The 16647-nt window shown below is 68.0% G+C and carries 12 protein-coding genes, 1 tRNA gene and 1 pseudogene; 4 read left to right on the forward strand and 10 right to left on the reverse strand.

All coding sequences use genetic code 11. The features are described from left to right. Position 1: 1 nt before the first annotated feature. A complete protein-coding gene (locus IEX89_RS19975) occupies positions 2–1000 on the reverse strand; it encodes a sugar-transfer associated ATP-grasp domain-containing protein (RefSeq protein WP_188915024.1) in 999 nt (332 codons plus the stop codon). 193 nt (positions 1001–1193) lie between these two features. On the opposite strand from IEX89_RS19975, the gene IEX89_RS19980 reads away from it, so the two are divergent. The 3 genes from IEX89_RS19980 to IEX89_RS19990 all read left to right on the forward strand — a co-directional run bounded on the left by IEX89_RS19980 (position 1194) and on the right by IEX89_RS19990 (position 4522). Further along, positions 1194–2132, forward strand: a complete 939-nt coding sequence (locus IEX89_RS19980) for an ATP-grasp fold amidoligase family protein (protein ID WP_188915025.1) — start codon at positions 1194–1196, stop codon at positions 2130–2132. Continuing rightward, the gene (locus tag IEX89_RS19985; RefSeq protein WP_188915026.1) at positions 2129–3148 is read left to right on the forward strand and encodes a sugar-transfer associated ATP-grasp domain-containing protein; all 1020 of its coding nucleotides are present in this window, start codon (positions 2129–2131) and stop codon (positions 3146–3148) included. The genes IEX89_RS19980 and IEX89_RS19985 overlap by 4 nt, the downstream gene beginning before the upstream one ends. 126 nt (positions 3149–3274) lie before the next feature. Further along, positions 3275–4522 carry an MFS transporter gene (locus tag IEX89_RS19990; protein ID WP_188915027.1) on the forward strand — a complete coding sequence of 416 codons (1248 nt, stop codon included), beginning with the start codon at positions 3275–3277 and terminating at the stop codon, positions 4520–4522. Positions 4523–4528: 6 nt separating this feature from the next. On the opposite strand, the pseudogene IEX89_RS19995 reads toward IEX89_RS19990, so the two are convergent. The 9 genes and pseudogenes from IEX89_RS19995 to IEX89_RS20035 form a co-directional block, all read right to left on the reverse strand. Next, positions 4529–4738: pseudogene (locus IEX89_RS19995) on the reverse strand (peptidoglycan-binding domain-containing protein); the annotation flags it as partial. Between the two features lie 373 nt (positions 4739–5111). After that, positions 5112–7445, reverse strand: a complete 2334-nt coding sequence (locus IEX89_RS20000; protein ID WP_188915029.1) for a DEAD/DEAH box helicase — start codon at positions 7443–7445, stop codon at positions 5112–5114. Beyond that, positions 7445–9424 carry a site-specific DNA-methyltransferase gene (locus IEX89_RS20005; protein WP_188915030.1) on the reverse strand — a complete coding sequence of 660 codons (1980 nt, stop codon included), beginning with the start codon at positions 9422–9424 and terminating at the stop codon, positions 7445–7447. Before IEX89_RS20005 ends, IEX89_RS20000 begins: the two co-directional genes overlap by 1 nt. Positions 9425–9677: 253 nt before the next feature. Beyond that, positions 9678–9753, reverse strand: a tRNA-Lys gene (locus IEX89_RS20010). A gap of 134 nt (positions 9754–9887) precedes the next feature. Beyond that, positions 9888–10739: a phenylalanine 4-monooxygenase gene (gene phhA, locus IEX89_RS20015; protein WP_188915031.1), complete on the reverse strand. Its 852-nt coding sequence runs from the start codon at positions 10737–10739 to the stop codon at positions 9888–9890. 140 nt (positions 10740–10879) lie between these two features. After that, complete coding sequence (locus tag IEX89_RS20020; protein WP_188915032.1) at positions 10880–12730, reverse strand: aq_1923 C-terminal domain; 1851 nt, start codon at positions 12728–12730, stop codon at positions 10880–10882. A 122-nt stretch (positions 12731–12852) separates the two neighbouring features. Then, a complete protein-coding gene (gene purU / locus IEX89_RS20025) occupies positions 12853–13716 on the reverse strand; it encodes a formyltetrahydrofolate deformylase (RefSeq protein WP_188915033.1) in 864 nt (287 codons plus the stop codon). A 117-nt stretch (positions 13717–13833) separates the two neighbouring features. Next, entirely contained in the window at positions 13834–14034 is a 201-nt protein-coding gene (locus IEX89_RS20030) for a hypothetical protein (RefSeq protein ID WP_188915034.1), read from the reverse strand. A 291-nt stretch (positions 14035–14325) separates the two neighbouring features. Then, a complete protein-coding gene (locus IEX89_RS20035; protein ID WP_188915035.1) occupies positions 14326–15243 on the reverse strand; it encodes a pirin family protein in 918 nt (305 codons plus the stop codon). Positions 15244–15491: 248 nt separating this feature from the next. On the opposite strand from IEX89_RS20035, the gene IEX89_RS20040 reads away from it, so the two are divergent. Continuing rightward, the gene (locus IEX89_RS20040; RefSeq protein WP_188915036.1) at positions 15492–16463 is read left to right on the forward strand and encodes a magnesium transporter CorA family protein; all 972 of its coding nucleotides are present in this window, start codon (positions 15492–15494) and stop codon (positions 16461–16463) included. The last annotated feature ends 184 nt before the right edge of the window (positions 16464–16647 follow it).

Below are 16647 nucleotides of genomic sequence, written 5' to 3' on the forward strand. Positions count from 1 at the left end.
CTCAGAGCATCGCGGCGAGGCTCCGGCCGGCCGCGCTGTCGTCGAGGAGCGGCGCGTAGATCTGGAAGAAGCGCAGGCTCGGATGGGCGTTGCCCTCGATCACGGTCGCGCCGTCCCGGGAGACCGCGAGGTCCCAGCCGACATAGGGCAGGAAGGGGAAGAGCGCGCCGAGCCGCCGCGTGAGCGCGAGGACCTCCTCCCACGCCTCCACCCGCACGCCTGCGATGGGCTCGGCTGTATCGGGGTGGCGGTCGAGCCAGTCGAGCCGGTTTCCCGGCCCGACGCGCACGGCGCGATCGAGCACGCCGGTCCGCGGATCGATGCGCGCGACGACGCCGCCGGCGCTGAAATTGTCGACCTCCCCCGTCCCGGCGGCGCCGAAGCGGTGCACGGCGCCGATCAGAACGGGCTCCCCGCCGTTCCGATCGAGCGTCACGAGACGGATCGTGTTGAGCGAGCCCGGGTTGATCGCCTGCGCGTACTCGGCCTGACGCACGAAGGCGGTGGCGACGAGCTCGGAGCCCGGCTGCGCCAGCGCCTCCTCGACGCTGCGCACGCGCGCGACGGAGAGCCCCTTCTTGCCGAAGACGGGCTTGACCACGCCATAAACTTCGCGCGCGATGCTCTCCTCGAACCGCGCCCGGCCGTCCTCCCGCCAATGCCAGCGGCCGCGATGGCTGTGGCCGAAGACCGTGGGGTGCGGCACGCCGGCGCTCTCCAGCGCCTGCGCGAACAGGAGCTTGTCGTCGAGCACGGAGGCGCGATGGCCGTTGAGCCCGTGAAGCGCCGTCTCGCGATGGAAGTTCGAGACGCAGGCTCCGCGGTCGATCCCCGCCTGATCGTACCAGGAGCCCTCCAGCGGGTGGAAGCCTTCCGCGACGTAGCGAAGGCGCCGCCACGCGGGCATGGCGGGATCGCCCGCGCGCGCCTCGGCGAGGTAGCGCGGCGCGTGCCGCTTCAGGAAGCCGGCGCGCTTCCTCAGATATCGGACGCCTCCCATCGTGTCTCCGTCGAAAAGCCGCTTTGCAAGCGCATCCCAATGCGCCGCGAGCGCGATTGGTTCGGTGAACCTATCGGGGTGATCCGCGTTCGCGCAGCATTGCCCTCGCGGGGCCGCTCCGCGAGCCGTTCCTCTGCGCACCGTCTCCCGGTGCACACGCCCCTGGTGACCGATGCTCGACCTCGAGAGATACGTGCCGACGCGAGTGCGCGCGCGGCTCAAGCCGCTCCTCCATGCGGCGCGGCGGGCGCGATGGGCGATCGACGACGAGCTGCCGGCCCGGTTCGTGGTGCGCCGGCAGTACCGGGCGCGCAACGGCGTTCTCCCGAACCTGGACGATCCGCGCGACCTCAGCGAGAAGATCTGCTGGATGAAGCTCTACGGCATGTCGGATCTCCACCGGCGCTGCTCGGACAAGCTCGCCGTGCGCGACGTCCTCGCCGAGCGCCTCGGCGCCGAGCGGGCCGCGAGCCTGCTGCCCGCGCTGCTGCTGGCGTCGAAGCACCCGAGCGACCTCGTGCCGGAGGCGATCGAGGCCGAGAGCTTCGTCGTGAAGACGAGCCACGATTGCGGCACCGTGATCGTCGTGCCCTCACGCGAGCGCTTCGACTGGGAGAAGGCGCGCCGGACACTGGAGCGGAGCCTGAGGCGGGATTTCTCCAAGGTCTTCAAGGAGCGGCAATATGCCGGCATCCGCCCCCGCATCCTGGTGGAGGAGATGCTCCACGGCGCGAACGGCGGGCCGCTCGACGACTACAAGGTCTTCTGCTTCTCGGGCGAGCCGTGCCTCGTCCAGGTCGACACGGGCCGCGACACCGGCCACCGCCAGGCCTTCTACGATCTCGACTGGCGCCGGATGCCCGTGCGTCGGCACTTCGCGCCGGTCGAGACGGACGTCGCGCGCCCGGCGCGTCTCGACGAGATGATCGACGTCGCGCGCGCGCTCTCGGCCGGCTTTCCGTTCTGCCGGGTGGATCTCTACGCCACGCGCGGCGGCATCGCCTTCGGCGAATTGTCCTTCACGCCGGATGCGGGGCTCGGGCGCTTCGAGCCCGCCGCCTTCGAGCGCGCGATGGGCGATCGCCTCGATCTCTCCGCTCTGCGGGCGGCATCCGCCGGGGCGCGGTCGTGATCGGCGGCGTCGTCCGCCGGCTGCGGGTCGTGCGCCGCCTCCTGGAGATCGAGCGCGGCGCCGGCGGCAAGCGTCGGCCGGACCTGTGGGCGCGCGGCTTCGTCTCGCAGCGCGCCGCGCTCTACCCCCTCGACCGCCACCCGCGGGCGCTCTTCCTGAGCGACTGGGAGATCGAGCATCGCCTCGCGCGAGCGAACCCGGACAGCGCCATCGCCTTTCTGGAGAACAAGGCCTTCTTCCACGCCTTCCTCGCCTGGAGCGGCCTCGCCGATCATGCAGCCGAGATGATCGGCATCCTCGCCGACGGCGTGCCGACCCTCGCGGCCGGCCGGACCGATCTGGAGAGCGCCTTCGCCGAGGGCCGCCTCGTCTGCAAGCCTGTCTCGGGCGCCGGCGGGCGCGACGTCGTCGTCGCGACCAGTCCCGGCGACCTGCCACGGGACCGCGGGCCATACGTCGTCGAGCGCTTCATTCCCCAGCACGCCTATGTCGCGGAGATCTTCCCGTCGAGCCTCAACACGATCCGCATCCTGACGCTCCGCGGCGCCTCGGGCGAGCCCTTCGCCGCGGCGGCGGTGCATCGCTTCGGGGTGGCGGCGTCGGCGCCCGTCGACAATTTCAAGCGCGGCGGCCTCTCCGCCCTCGTCGGCCTCGAAACCGGACGGCTCTCTGCCGCGCGCTCGAACCCGGGCCTGCACGCCCGCGACGTCCACAGCCACCATCCGGATACGGGGGCGCCCATCGACGGCGTCGTCGTGCCCGGCTGGGAGGCGGCGCGCGGGCTCGCCCTCGACCTCGCGGCGCGGATCCCGGGCCTGCGCCTCGCGGGCTGGGACGTCTGCGTCTCGCGCGACGGGCCTCGGGTCGTCGAGGGCAACGCGCGCATCCCCAATCCCAACCTCATCCAGGCGCACGGGCCGCTCCTCGGCGACCCGCGCATCCGCGACGCGCTGTGGCGCATGGGCGTCCTCTCCGACCGCCGGCGACGGGAGGCGGAGAAGGCGTCGCGCGGGTGATGCGCTCGCGGGCGCGGTCCCCGCGCAGGCCGCTCGTGCCTCGCCGCACCGCCCGGCGCCTATCGCGGAACCGGCGCCTGCGCCATGCTGCAGGCGCGCAATCCAACCGGGACGATCCCCACCCGCATGCACACGTTCCTCCGCGAGAACGCCCGCTGGATCGGGGCGGGCTTCCTCCTCACCTTCGCCTCGGCTTTCGGCCAGACCTGGTTCATCGCCCTCTTCGCCGGCGCCATCAAGGCCGAGCACGGCCTCACCGACGGCAGCTGGGGGACGCTCTACACGATCGCGACCCTGTCGGCGGCAGGCCTGATGTTCTGGCGCGGCTCCATGGCCGACACGATGCGCCTCGCCCACCTCGCCCCGCTCACCGCCGGCATCTTCGCGCTCGCCGCGATCGGCATGGCGGCGGCGCAGTCGATCTGGATGCTGGGGATCTGCGTCTTCCTGCTGCGCTTCTGCGGCCAGGGCATGTTCAGCCACATCGCCATGACGGCCATGGGCCGCTGGTTCCAGGCCCGCCGCGGCCAGGCGGTCGCCCTCGCCAATCTCGGCCATCCGGCGGGCGAGATCGCGGTGCCGTTCGTCGCCGTTCTCGCCGCGGCGAGCCTCGGCTGGCGCCCGACCTGGATCGGCGTCGCGCTCGTCCTCGTCCTGGCGATCGCGCCGGCGCTCTGGGCGCTGCTGCGCGAGGAGCGGGCGCCTCGCGGCAGGCACGAGACGGCGCTGCGCCCGGGCCTCCACGGGCGCGAATGGCAGCGCGGCGACGCCGTCCGCCATTGGCTGCTGCCCGCGCTCCTGCCCGTGCTGCTGACGCCCGGCTTCATCGCCACGGTCGCCTTCTTCCACCAGTCGCACATCGCCGCCGTGAAGGGCTGGACACTGGTGGAGATGGCACCCGCCTATTCCGCCTTCGCCACGACGACGGTGGTCTCCGCGCTCGCCGCCGGCTGGGCGGCGGACCGGTTCGGGCCGCAGCGCCTCCTGCCCGTCTTCCTCCTGCCCATGGGCATCGGCATCGCCCTCGTGTACCCGGCCGAGCAGGTCACCGCCTGGTATGCCGCGCTCGGCGTCATCGGCATCACCCAGGGGACCGCGAGCGCCCTGTGGGGCGTCCTCCTGCCCCAGGTCTACGGCACGCGCCACCTCGGCGCGATCCGCTCGCTGGCGACGACGATCATGGTGGTCTCGACCGCCATCGGACCGGGGATCACCGGCGTCCTCATCGATCTCGGCATCGGCTTTCCCACGCAGAGCCTGTTCATGGGCGCCTGGTGCCTCGCCCTCTCCGCCGCCTGCCTTCTCATCTCGGTACGCCTGACGCACGAGCTCGCCCGCTCGTGGCGCGCGATGGACGCGGAGGGTCCGGCGTGATCACGCCTAGCGGGGCGGCGTCTCGTCGTCGGAGCCGTAGTAGAGCATGTCCGAATGGATCTCGACGATGCCGGCATGCGTATTCGCATCGATGAGACCGGACACCGCCATGCCGCGCTCGCGCTGGAAGTCCGCGATGGCGCGCTTGGTGTCGTCGGTGACGATGCCGTCGATCGGGCCCGGGTCGTAGCCGAGATCGCGCAGCATGGTCTCGAGGCTCTCGAGCTCGCCCCGCGCGAGATCGTGGCCTCATCCCCATATCGGCGGACGATCATTCCGTCCTCACCCTCTCATAAATGAGACGCGCTCATGCGGCTCGCAGCTCTCCGTGGGCTCGCGCCGCGAACGCCGTTGTCGATGGCTCTAACCTTCTTCAGATCGGTCTTTGCCCACGCGAGAGCGACTTCAGCTTTGTCTGGCGCGGATCCAATTGCGGCTGCGAGGTGCTATCCTCGGAGGTCGCCTCGTTCTTGATGCCCTTCCCGAGCAGCTCTTCGTTGGAGGCAGAACCGCCCATCTGCTTCAAGGCCATAAGCGCAGGCAGCATGAGAGCGTGGCAAGGCGCTACGACTTTCTACATCGCGAAACGTTATGGATCAATCTGCAGCGCGGCCGCGACCGTCGTGGCAGCATCCGGGTAATGGACCTGGTTGAGCGAGCCGGTCCATTTCCAGACCGTGAAGCCGTCCTTCCCATGCTGCGCGGTTTGTCCCGACGGAGCGACCGACCACCGCCCCTCGCTGATCATGCGCAGGACGAGGCGCGGGCAGTCTCCCGTCGAGCGGATGTCCAGAACCTTGCGCCGAGCTTCTTCCGGCAAGAGATGCCTACCCTTCGTCTCAAGGGCGACGACCTTGCTATCCACCCAGACCAGGAAGTCTGGCCAGAAGGTGCCCGTCGACCCGCGGTCGAGGAGCGGAATGAAGTAACCGGAGCCCTCCGGATTCCTGGCCCATACCCGTTGGGTGCGGTCCAGCGCCCTGGCGATTGGCAGCTCGAGACTGGGGTTGAGACCACTGTAGCGCCCGTGCAACGCATTTGTGAACGAGACGGCGTTATCGGGATCGAGAGCCACGGGGCCCACGGCATAGGGCGGGTCGTCCTCGTTCAGCAGGATCTGCGAATGATTGACATAGGCGTCGACAACCTCGGCGGCAATCGACCGTATGTGGTCGGCTGCCGGGCTGGTGATCTCGACCATGGCGTCGAACTTCGGCTCCTCGATATCGACGAGGTTCACCGGGCCGCCGGCGCGACGAAGGCCGCCCGGAAACAGGCGCTGCAGCTCCCGCCGGAAGATCGTACGCGCGGAGATCAGATTGCTGTGCTCGACCGCGATCCATTCGTACTGCGTCGCGCCTCGGACACCGATCTCCTGCAGGACCTGCATGCGGGCGCCTTGCCCGACGATGTTTGGACCGCCGCTGCTGAAGTCGAGCATTCGACGCACAGTCTCGTCGACGGGCCCTTTGGCGAGACCCGAGTAGATCGAAGCCGTCGGGACGACCCTTGACTTGCTCGGAGCTGCTCGGAAGGCGCCCGCTCGACGATTGTTCGTGCGGACCGCGAGCTCGATCGATGGGTGCTCGTCCGTGATCTGCGCGCGGATGTCGTCGAGAATGTTTTCGAACACGCCCTTCTCGTCCGAGCGGATGTAGAAGTGCGCAGTGTTCAGGATGGGATCGGCGTAGTGCCTTGCGTTCGGCTGGCGCAGCACCCGGCCGATCACTTGGGTGATCTGCGTCGCCGACGCCATCTCCTTATCGATATAGGCGAAGCCGCACATCGGATCGTCCCAGCCCTCCTGCAGGCTGAGGTTGAAAATGATGTGTTCAAAGTCACCCTGGATGAAGCGGTCGTAGTCGCGATCCCCGCCGCCGAAGAGATTGAAGTCATGCCGAGGGGGCGTGTATTTGCCGAACTGCAGTTGGGCATACACGGCTATCTTGCTCGGATCTATACCCGACGCGACCAGATGGCGCCATATCACGATCGGTCGCGCCTGTCTCTCCTCGAAGGGCCGGCGAACATCCTCGCTGATCGGCACGCCGTCGACGGCGTTCGTGGACGAGACGTAGATCGCCTTGGGTCGGAAGGGTTCATCGATTTTGGCCGCCGCCTCCTCCGCATCGCGCATGTCTTGCAGCATCGCGTCGATAGCGGTTTCCATCGGCGTCACGTAGCCGCCCAACGAAATGCGTCGTTTAACGAGGCCGGCTTCCACGACGGCGGAGCTGAGCACCCCCGTCCGGAAGTCGGCGTCGGTCCAGTTCCGGTCGGTTCTCAGACGCGAGATCACGCGCTCCAGCTCGGCGGGAACCGACGGCGTCGCGCTGGCCGAGATGATCGCGTCCGGCACGAGCTCTAGGAGGCGCTCGGCTTGAAGATCGGATAGGTTCTGTCCCTCGTCGTAGATTACGACCAGCGGCCTACGCTCGCCGTTAGTCGTGCGCCGACGCTTCAACAGGTTCCAGAGGCTCTCCGTCGCCAGATCGAACTGCACCTGGAACACGCGGCGGTCGTCGGTCTCGTCCTGCCGGGCGAACTTCGCCGCGGTCGCCATCAGCAACAGCGGCGTCGCACTGTCTTCGATGTCGGCCGGCACGAGTTCCAGGAGAGGCTTTACGGTGTACCCGGGAATATTAGCGGCGTACTTACCGTGTGCGAGGTTGGCGTATGTTTGCCAGACGACGACACGCCCCTTCGAGAGCCACAAGACAACGGGCTCGCGCGGAAGCCGCGACCGGATCTGGTTGATCGCATCTGCGAGCATTAGCGTCTTGCCGGAGCCGGTGATGGACACCAGCGTCTGGAAGAACGGAACCGGGCGCGTGCGATCCACCATGAGCGGATCCACGAGGTAGTCGCCAAGGCGCTGCGCTATCTGCGCAGACGCCTCTTCCTGAAACCGCAATAGGTCCATCAGGCGGCCTCTTCCTCTCCGCCCTGGTCGGCGTTGTTGTAGCGATCGTTCTCGTCGAGACCGAGGTGGGCAAGAATCTTGTCCGGGATCTTCCAGAACCGCACGTTCGGCGACTGGAAGGCTTCGTAGCGGGCGTAGACGTGAAACGGAGGCTTGAGCCCTGCGCGCTTCGCCTCGCTGGTGACGATCTTGTAGCTGTCGATATCCAGTGTGCCGACGGGACCGCAGTTGTTCCACACGAGGAAGTAGCCCTCTCCGTCAGCGTCGCGCCCAATGAGATACTGGTAGCCGTCCTCGTCCAATCGCTGGAGGTTTGGCGCCGTTCGGCGATGCGTTTCCCAGTGAGATGTCAGGACGACGTCGATAAGCTCGTCGCGCTTCATCGACATGACCGCCCTGGCATCGATCGTCTTGGTCAGCAGCCGGTACTCGAAGCCGCCGCCGAGAGGTTCGGCCATGTTGCCGTCGGGTCGCTCTCCGGTGATCGCGTTGCGGAGCCGCCGCCACGTCAGCGTTCGAGCGTACTTGTCGCCGTTCTCGGGCGCGCCCTGCTCGATGAGGATGAAGCGGCGCTGGGCTTCCTGCGCCTTGTTAAGAAGCAGCACCGCGTGGCCCGTCGTCCCCGAACCGGCGTAGGGATCGAGCACGAGTCCGCTCGGCGGGCACCAAATCTGGATAATCTTTCGGATTAGGCTCATCGGCTTAACCGTCTCGAAGCCGTGCCCGGTACCAATGACCGCATCGAGTTCCTCTATCCCCTCGCGGCTACGACCCGATTCCGAGGCCGCCCACGAAACGGAACCTATGGCCACCAGTCTGTCGGGATCCTCCTCGTCCATCCAGAATGTCGTCGGCACCGCGCCGGCCTTAACGTGTGAGGCATGTACCTTCAGCATGGGCTGCGCATCGCCCTTTACACCGAAGTAAAGCTTTGGCCAGTTTCCGGCCGACAGGCGCTCCAACGCCCGGTCTCGCGCCTGAACCAGCCTGGGGTGGGACGGATCGAAGCCGAGATCAAAACGGGTCGGAGCCCCTTTTATCACCAATGCTTTGGGTTTCCCGTCCGCGAGGTCGCGCTCCTCGTACGGCGATCCCCATTCGCCAAGCCACGCCTTCATCGTCGCCTTTTCGAAGGCCCAGTGCCGCGTCTCCAACGGGTAGTGGAGCTCTCCTGTGAAAGGGGATTGGATCGCGTAGATCATGCCCTGGTGAGAGGTCGGGCTCCGCTTGCCTGTGAGATCGCCCTGCTTCCATTGGCCGATCAGATCACCGTCCCGGTTTCCAAACCGGCGATCGGCCTTCTCTGATCTCGCAAGCAGCTCGGTTCGTGTGCTCGTCTTGTCCTTAGAGTATACCAGAACGTAATCCGTCGTTGTCGACACATGCCTAGAATTCTTAGGGGTGGTTTTCTGCCAGTTGATTATTGCGAGTCTATTCTCCTCCCCGAAAACCTCGTCCATCATCATGCCGAGATGGAACAGCTCGTTGTCGTCGATGCAGATCGCGACGACACCGCCCGGCTTCAGCATGGCCTTCATCATCTGAAGGCGCGGCATCATCGCCTTGATCCACTTCGTGTGCCGCGAGCCGTCCTCTTTCGCGACCAGCGTCCCCAGATCGGGGTCGTTCGGATCGCTGTCCCATCGATCGTTATAGCGAAACTGCCCGCCGGTGTTGTACGGGGGATCTGTGACGATTAGATCGACTTGGCCGCGAAATTTATAGAGCGTCACCATCGCTTGAAGGTTTTCGCCCTCGACGAGCAGGTTGTGGCATTGGTCCTCCAAGGACCCCACATGCAGTTTCGGCTCGCGTCGCGTGACGCGAGGGCGGACCCGCCGGGCAATTTCCACCGCCGTTCGTTTGCCGTGAAAGCTCAGCGCAACGCCATTCGCAAGGAGACCTCTGACGATCTTCACGAGGTCGTCGCGGTCGAGAGCGTCGAGAGCTTCCTCAAGTTCAGAGCGTTCGTCCGGCATATCCACCCTGTCGGCTTAGTTGGATGGCCGTCATACCACAGGCTGAGCGGCGCGCCACGATTCGACAGCGGGATGCGGTACTCTGTCCTCGAACTCCACAGCGCACGGAAGCCGGCGCAGACCGCACGCCGTCGTGGACCGGGCGAGACCTCCCACGGTCCTTCCACGGTTTTGGTCATCACAACGGCAGCGTGCGGCCAAGACAGAGAAAGGGACGCAAGCCGTTGATGGCGTTGCGTCCCTTTGAAGCCGGTGGTGGGCGCACTAGGGCTCGAACCTAGGACCCGCTGATTAAGAGTCAGCTGCTCTACCAACTGAGCTATGCGCCCGGTCCAGTCGGGGGCGGTTAATGCCCGCCCCGTCGTGAGGGCGCTTCGATATCCGAAGGGCGCTTCCCTGTCCAGCCCTTCTCGCGAAAAAATCACGCAGAATGCTGAGGACGCGCAGGAGTGCCGTCAGGCGCTCAGGCGCGGACCTTCTCGCGGTGATAGGCACCGCTGCCGCGTGTGAGGACGCGGTCCGACCCGAGCACGTCGCCCGGCTCGAGATCGTGCTCCCGGTCGAGCTCGCGCCAGAGCGGGATCAGCGTCGAGATGTCGAGCCGCGGCCAGGCGTCCGGGCCGTCGAGCACGAAATAGCTCTCCTGGTAGTCGTCGATGCGGTAGCGCGTGCGCATGACGCGGCCGAGATCGAAGCCGATCCGGTTCGGCGAGGGGCTCTCCAGCGCGAACACGGTCTCGCCCGGCGAGGAGGCGATGCCGGCGCCGACGATGCGCAGACCCTGCGGCGTCTGCGCGAGCCCGAACTCCACGGTGTACCAGTAGAGGCGCGCCAGGCGATGCAGCGTGCCGTGCCGCGCGGCCTCGAGCCCGGCGCGGCCGTATTCCTCCAGGTAGTCCGCATAGACCCGCTGCATGATCAGCGGCACGTGGCCGTAGACGTCGTGGAAGACGTCCGGCTCCTCGATGTAGTCGATCTGCTCGGGCTTGCGGATCCAGTAGCCGGCGGGAAACTTGCGCGTGGCGAGGAGCTTGAAGAATACGATGTCCGGCACGAGGCCGGGCACCGCCACCACCTCCCAGCCGGTCGCCGCCATCAGCCGCTCGTTCATGACGCGGAAGTCGGGGATGCCCTCCCCCGAGATGCCGAGTCGGTCGAGCCCCTCCAGGAAGGTGTCGACGACGCGCCCTTCGAGAATCGCGCGCTGGCGGCTCGCGAGCCGCGCCCAGGTCGCGTGATCCTCTGCGGTGTAGTCGGAGAAGCCCTGGTCGCGCAGGAAGTCGCGCGGGTTCTCGCTCGTGGCGTTGGGGTTCATGACCGTCCTCCTGCAATCATCGTCTCAGGTTACAAGTCGTGAGCCCCCGCACGATTTCCATGGCGTATCGCTCATGCACGCGAAAGGGGCGCGCCCGGTCCGGGCGCGCCCCTTCGTTTCGACCCGTCCTGCGCGCGCCCTCAGCGCGCCTGCGCCTCGATCGAGACGAGCGGCAGGAGGTCCATGGGGTTCTCGGTCTGGCCGAGCTGCATCACGGGGATGCCCGTCGGCTCCTTGGCGGTGACGACGACGTCGAGCTCGCCCGGCGTCTCGACGAAGGCGGCGATGGCGTCGCCCAGCGCCCGCGCCTCGGGCGTCCCGCCGAGCATGGCCGGCAGCATGGCGCGCGCCATCATGGCGCCCTGCCCGCGCAGGTCCTCGGCCGAGACGCCCTGCGCCGACGCTTGCATCTCCAGCACGCGCTCGGCCAGACCCTCGTCGACGACGTTGACGCTGACGTTCTTCGCGGTGGCGCCGAGCCAGGCCATCATCATCGCCATCTGGTCGGTGGCGAAGGCCGCCTCGCCGATGTTGCCGAAGGCGCCGGTGAGGCGAACGGAACCCATCTCGACGCCCGAGATCGAGGCCTCCTCGATGGTGACCTCCTCGGCCTCGGCATTCCAGCGCGCGGCGAAGACGCCCGAGAGGTCGAGATCCTCGTAGCCGAGCGTGCGCAGCTGCACGACGGCCTGCTCCTCCGACGCGCTCGGCAGCGCGAAGGCGAGGTTGTCGAAGCTCACGCGGATGTTCGTCGGCGCGCCGTTGATCGGCTCGTCCGCCGTCATGGCGAAGGAGGCGAGCGAGAACATCATCGGCGTCGTCTCGCCCTCGGGCACGATGTTGGCGTCGAGCCCTTCCAGGCGCACGGTGCCGATTGTCGGCATCAGCGCGCGGGCGGTCGCCGCGTCCATCTCGAGATCGGGCGTCTGCGCCATGCGGCGCATGCCCGCGAGCATCGGCTCGAGGGAGAAGCCTTCCGACGACATCGAGGCGATCGTCATCTCGCCCTCGTCGACGTCGATGCTCAGCCCCTCGATCCGCGCCGGCTCGTCGCCGCCGACGCCGATGCGGGCGATGCGGAACACCGGCTCGTCACCCATCTCGGCCGCGGTGACGGCGACGTCCTCGACGACCATCGGGCCGAAGCGCACGGCGCCCAGCATGTCGGCCATCATGCCGAGCATGCGGCGCGCATCCTCGTCGCTCGGCTCCTCGACGTCCGACATGGCCTCGAGCTCGGGCATCATCTCGGTGAAGGGCGTCTCCATCAGGCGCCCTTCCACCTCCTCGCCGGAGATGCGCGCGATGGCGACGGTGGCCTCCTCGTCGCCGAAGCTCATGTCGGCGACGGAGAAGCGCTCGTAGAAGGTCCGGAACGGGTTCTCGGCGCCGTCTGGCGCAGCCTCGGCGTACCAGCTCGCCGTGAAGGGCAGATCGAGCCCCTCGACGAACATCTCGCCCACAGAGCCCTCGAACGGCCGCCCGTCGGGCCCCTCGGCCTCGATCGTGGCGGAGGCGGCGACGAGGCGCGCGATCATGCCCTCGACGACGTTCTCGGCGACAACGTCGGAATAGGTGATCGTGCTCGTGCCCTCGTCCACCGTCTGCTCGATCACGAGCTGCGGGGCGACGATGCGTTCGGCGGAGATCTCGGCGAGCGTCTCCTGCCAGGAGCCGTCGGTCTTGCCGCGAAGCGCCGCCTCCAGCGCGTCGCGCGAAAGGCTCGAGCCTTCGAAGGTGACGCTCGGCAGGCGGTAGACGCTCGGGCCGGCGTTGATGGTGACGTTCTCGAGCGTCACCGCGCTCTGGGCGAAAGCGGCGGAGAAGAGGCCGCCCTCGAGCCGCACCGCCTCGACGGCGATCGTCCCCTCGCCTGCGGGCAGCGCGATCCGCGTGGGCTCGAAGCCGATCTCGCCCATGGCGAGCGCGGTCACGCCCACGCCGGCCATCAGCGCGAGCCGACGGGCGCGGATGCGGTTGTGTCGTGTCATGTGTCGTCCTCTCCCAGGGCCGCGCCTCCCCGCGGCGCGGCGCGATCATAGCGGTGCCGTCGCTGTTTGACAGCGCGAAGGGGCGAAAAATCGGCAGGCCCCCGCGAGGGCGCACCCGCCGGTCAGTCGGTGAACACCACCGTCTTCGAGCCGTTGAGGATGACGCGGTCCTCGAGATGCAGCCGCACCGCGCGTGCGAGCACGCGCCGCTCGATGTCGCGGCCCTTGCGCACGAGGTCGTCGGGCGTGTCGCGGTGGGAGATGCGCTCGACGTCCTGCTCGACGATCGGCCCCTCGTCGAGGTCGGAGGTGACGTAATGCGCGGTGGCGCCGATCAGCTTCACCCCGCGCTGATGCGCCTGGTGGTAGGGCTTGGCGCCCTTGAAGCCGGGCAGGAAGGAATGGTGGATGTTGATGCACCGCCCTGTCAGCTTCGCCGACAGCCCGTCCGAGAGCACCTGCATGTAGCGGGCGAGCACCACGAGATCCGGCGAGACCTCCTGGATGAGGCGCCACAGATCCCCTTCCTGCTCGAGCTTCGTGTCCTTCGTCACCGGCAGGTGGTGGAAGGGCGCGCCGCCGAAATCGAGGTGGGAGAACGCCTCGCGCGGATGGTTCGAGACGATGGCCGCCAGATCCATGGCGAGCTCGCCCGTGCGCCACCGGTAGAGCAGGTCTGCGAGGCAATGGTCGAACTTCGAGACGAGGATCATCACGCGGCGGCGCTCGTCGGCCCCGCGCATCGACCAGGCCATCCCGAACCTCTCCGCCAGCGGCGCGAAGCCCGCGCGCAGGCCCTCGCGGGAGGCCGCGCCGTCGAGCCGGTTGAAGACGACGCGCATGAAGAAGTTGCCCGTCTGGGTGTCGTCGTATTGCTGCGCGTCGAGGATGTTGCAGGCGCTCTCGAAGAGATGCGCCGACACCGCCGCGACGATGCCGGGGCGGTTGCGGCAGGAGAGCGTGAGGACGATGGCGGGCTCGGTCATGATCGGTCCGGGGCTGCAATCCAGGGTGCACGCGAGGCGGCGCGTCCTACGCCTCTAGCCCAGCTCGCGCGCCCGCGCCATCCCGGATCGATCGGGACGTAAGTCGGACGGCCTGCCTCAAGCCCCGCCGACGCCCTCCTCGACGACACCGGTGCCGCCGCAGGTCGGGCATTCGCGGTCCTGCAGGCGGCCCGTGCCCTTACAATCCGGGCAGACGTTCTCGCCGACGCCCGGCGTGCCGGGCGCCGCCTCGTCGCCGGGCGAAAGCGGCTTCACCGTCTCCGCCGGTCCCTGGGACGTGCGCTTGTCGTCGGCCATCGCTGGCTCCTCTTCCGATCCGGTCGCTTCTAAACGCGACCGACCTCATCAGGTTCGGGAAGGCATTCGGAGACCCCTCCTTCCCTGTAGGGGAAGGAGGCGCCGCGCGCAGCGCGGTGACGGATGGGGCACGCCGCAAGGCGTGTTCCGCGAAGCGGAAGTGACGGCGTCCGGGTTCGCGTGCCGGTTTCGGCTTCGCCGAACGCGCGTCCCGCGCGCCCCATCCGTCTCGCCGCTGCGCGGCGATCCATCTTCCCCTACAGGGAAGGAGGAGATGCCGCGCCGCCCCCCTCACCTGCCCGGCAGGGGGATGAACTCGGTCTCGCCGGGCACCATGGCGAAGCGGCCTTCGCGCCAGTCGTTCTTCGCCTCCTCGATGCGCTCGCGGCGGGAGGAGACGAAGTTCCACCAGATGTGGCGCGGCCCGTCCATCGGCTCGCCGCCGAGCACGACGAAGCGCGCGTCCGACACCGCGCGGATGGCGATGCGGTCGCCGGGGCGGAAAACGAGGAGCTGGCCCGGCCCGAAACGGTCGCCCGCGATCTCGACCTCGCCTGAAACGGTGTAGATCGCCCGCTCCTCGTACTCCGCATCCAGCGGAAAGACGGCGCCGGCGACGAGCGCGACGTCGGCATAGAGCGTCGCCGTGGACGTCCGCACCGGGGAGGTGGCGCCGAGCGCACCGCCGACGACGAGCCGCACCGTCTTGCCCTCGCCTTCGAGCACGGGAAGATCGTCGGCGGCGTAGTGGACGAAGCCGGGTTCGGTCTCCTCGTCCTTCTCGGAAAGGGCGACCCAGCTCTGGATGCCGAACAGCGTCGAGCCCGTGGTGCGCAGGTCCGCGGAGGTGCGCTCGGAATGGGTGATGCCGCGCCCCGCCGTCATCAGGTTGAGCGCGCCGGGGCGGATCGGCAGCTCGGTGCCGAGGCTGTCACGATGCATGATCTCGCCGTCGAAGAGGTAGGTGACGGTGGCGAGCCCGATATGCGGGTGCGGGCGCACGTCCATGCCGGCGCCGAGCAGGAACTCGGCCGGGCCCATCTGGTCGAAGAATATGAAGGGGCCGATCATCTGCTTCTTGGCGGAGGGCAGCGCGCGGCGGACCTCGAAGGAGCCGATGTCGCGGGCGCGCGGCACGATCACTGTCTCGATGGCGTTGCAGGAATAGGCGTCGCCGGGAATGGGGTCGTCCGCGTGGCTCCAGCTCATGTCCCGTCTCCTCGTCGTGTGCGTTGTCCGGATGCGTGTCTCGGCAGGCATCATGGCCGAGCCTCGGCGTGGAGGCGAGCGGGCGGCGTGCAAGCGTTCGGCTGCGAACACGCAATGAAACGACCACCAAACCCGAATGGAACCGGCATCATTGCAAGCGCGTCTTCCCAGCGCGCGATCCCGCCGCTTCCCCTCGCCCGCCCGCGCGGGTACCAGATCCCGACCCGTCCCGAGAAGGCCCGCCTCTCATGATCACTCTCTACGGCGCCCGCGACGGCGCTCTCGTGCGCCTCGCCGAGACGATCCCCCACCCCGACGCCGTCTGGATCGACCTGTGCGACCCGACGGCGGAGGAGGAGGACGCCGTCGAGCGCATGATCGGCGTCGAGGTGCCCACCCGCCAGGAGATGGCGGAGATCGAGGAGAGCTCGCGGCTCTATCGGGAGGACGGCGCGCTTGTCGTCACGGCGACGATGATGGAAGGCGTCGGCGAGGGCCGGCCCTCGCGCACCCAGGCGACCTTCGTCCTCAGCGAGCGCCATCTCGTCACCGTGCGCTACGGCGATCCCCTGCCCTTCCGCGCCTTCGAGGCGAAATGGGCGCGCCAGCCCGAGGCGCGGCCCTCGAGCGACCTCGTCTTCGTGGCGCTGATCGACGCGATCGTGGAGCGCGCCGCCGACGTGCTCGAATACGTCGCGGCCGATCTCAACGCCGTCTCGATGCATCTCTTCGTGGAGAGCGGCCCGCGCAAGGCCAAGGAGGCCGAGACCGATCTCCAGGAGATCCTGATGCGGCTCGGGCGGCGCAACATGATGGTCTCGATCCTGCGCGAGAGCCTGCTCTCGCTCACGCGCCTCGTGCCCTTCGTGCGCCAGAACGCCGAGGAATGGCTGTCGCAGGAGGCGCCGGCCCGGCTCAAGCAGCTCGAGCGCGATTTGCGCTCTCTCTCCGCCTACGAAGGGCAGCTCTCGGCGGAGATCGTCTACCTCCAGGAGGCGACGCTCGGGCTCATCAATCTCGCGCAGAACCGGGTGATCAAGGTCCTCTCCATCGCGGCCGTCCTGTTCCTGCCGCCGACCTTGGTGGGCACGATCTACGGCATGAACTTCGCCTACATGCCCGAGCTCGACTGGCCCTACGCCTACCCCGTCGCGCTCGCGGCCATGGTCGTCTCCGGCGTCGCCTCGTTCTACTGGTTCAAGAGCAAGGGATGGCTCTGAGCATCCCCGCGCGGTGACGCGGGTGGCCGGTGCGGCTAGGCTTGGGGCACGCATCGACACGAGCCCGAAAAAGAGAGCCCGCATGAGACACCCCGTGTCCACCTCTGTTTTCCTATGCAGCGCATTTTTGCGCGGCGAGATGGCGTGCGGGGTCGTAGTCGGCTCGATCTCGCCAGGCATGCCA

Source organism: Salinarimonas ramus (genome assembly GCF_014645695.1).
GTDB lineage: Bacteria > Pseudomonadota > Alphaproteobacteria > Rhizobiales > Beijerinckiaceae > Salinarimonas > Salinarimonas ramus.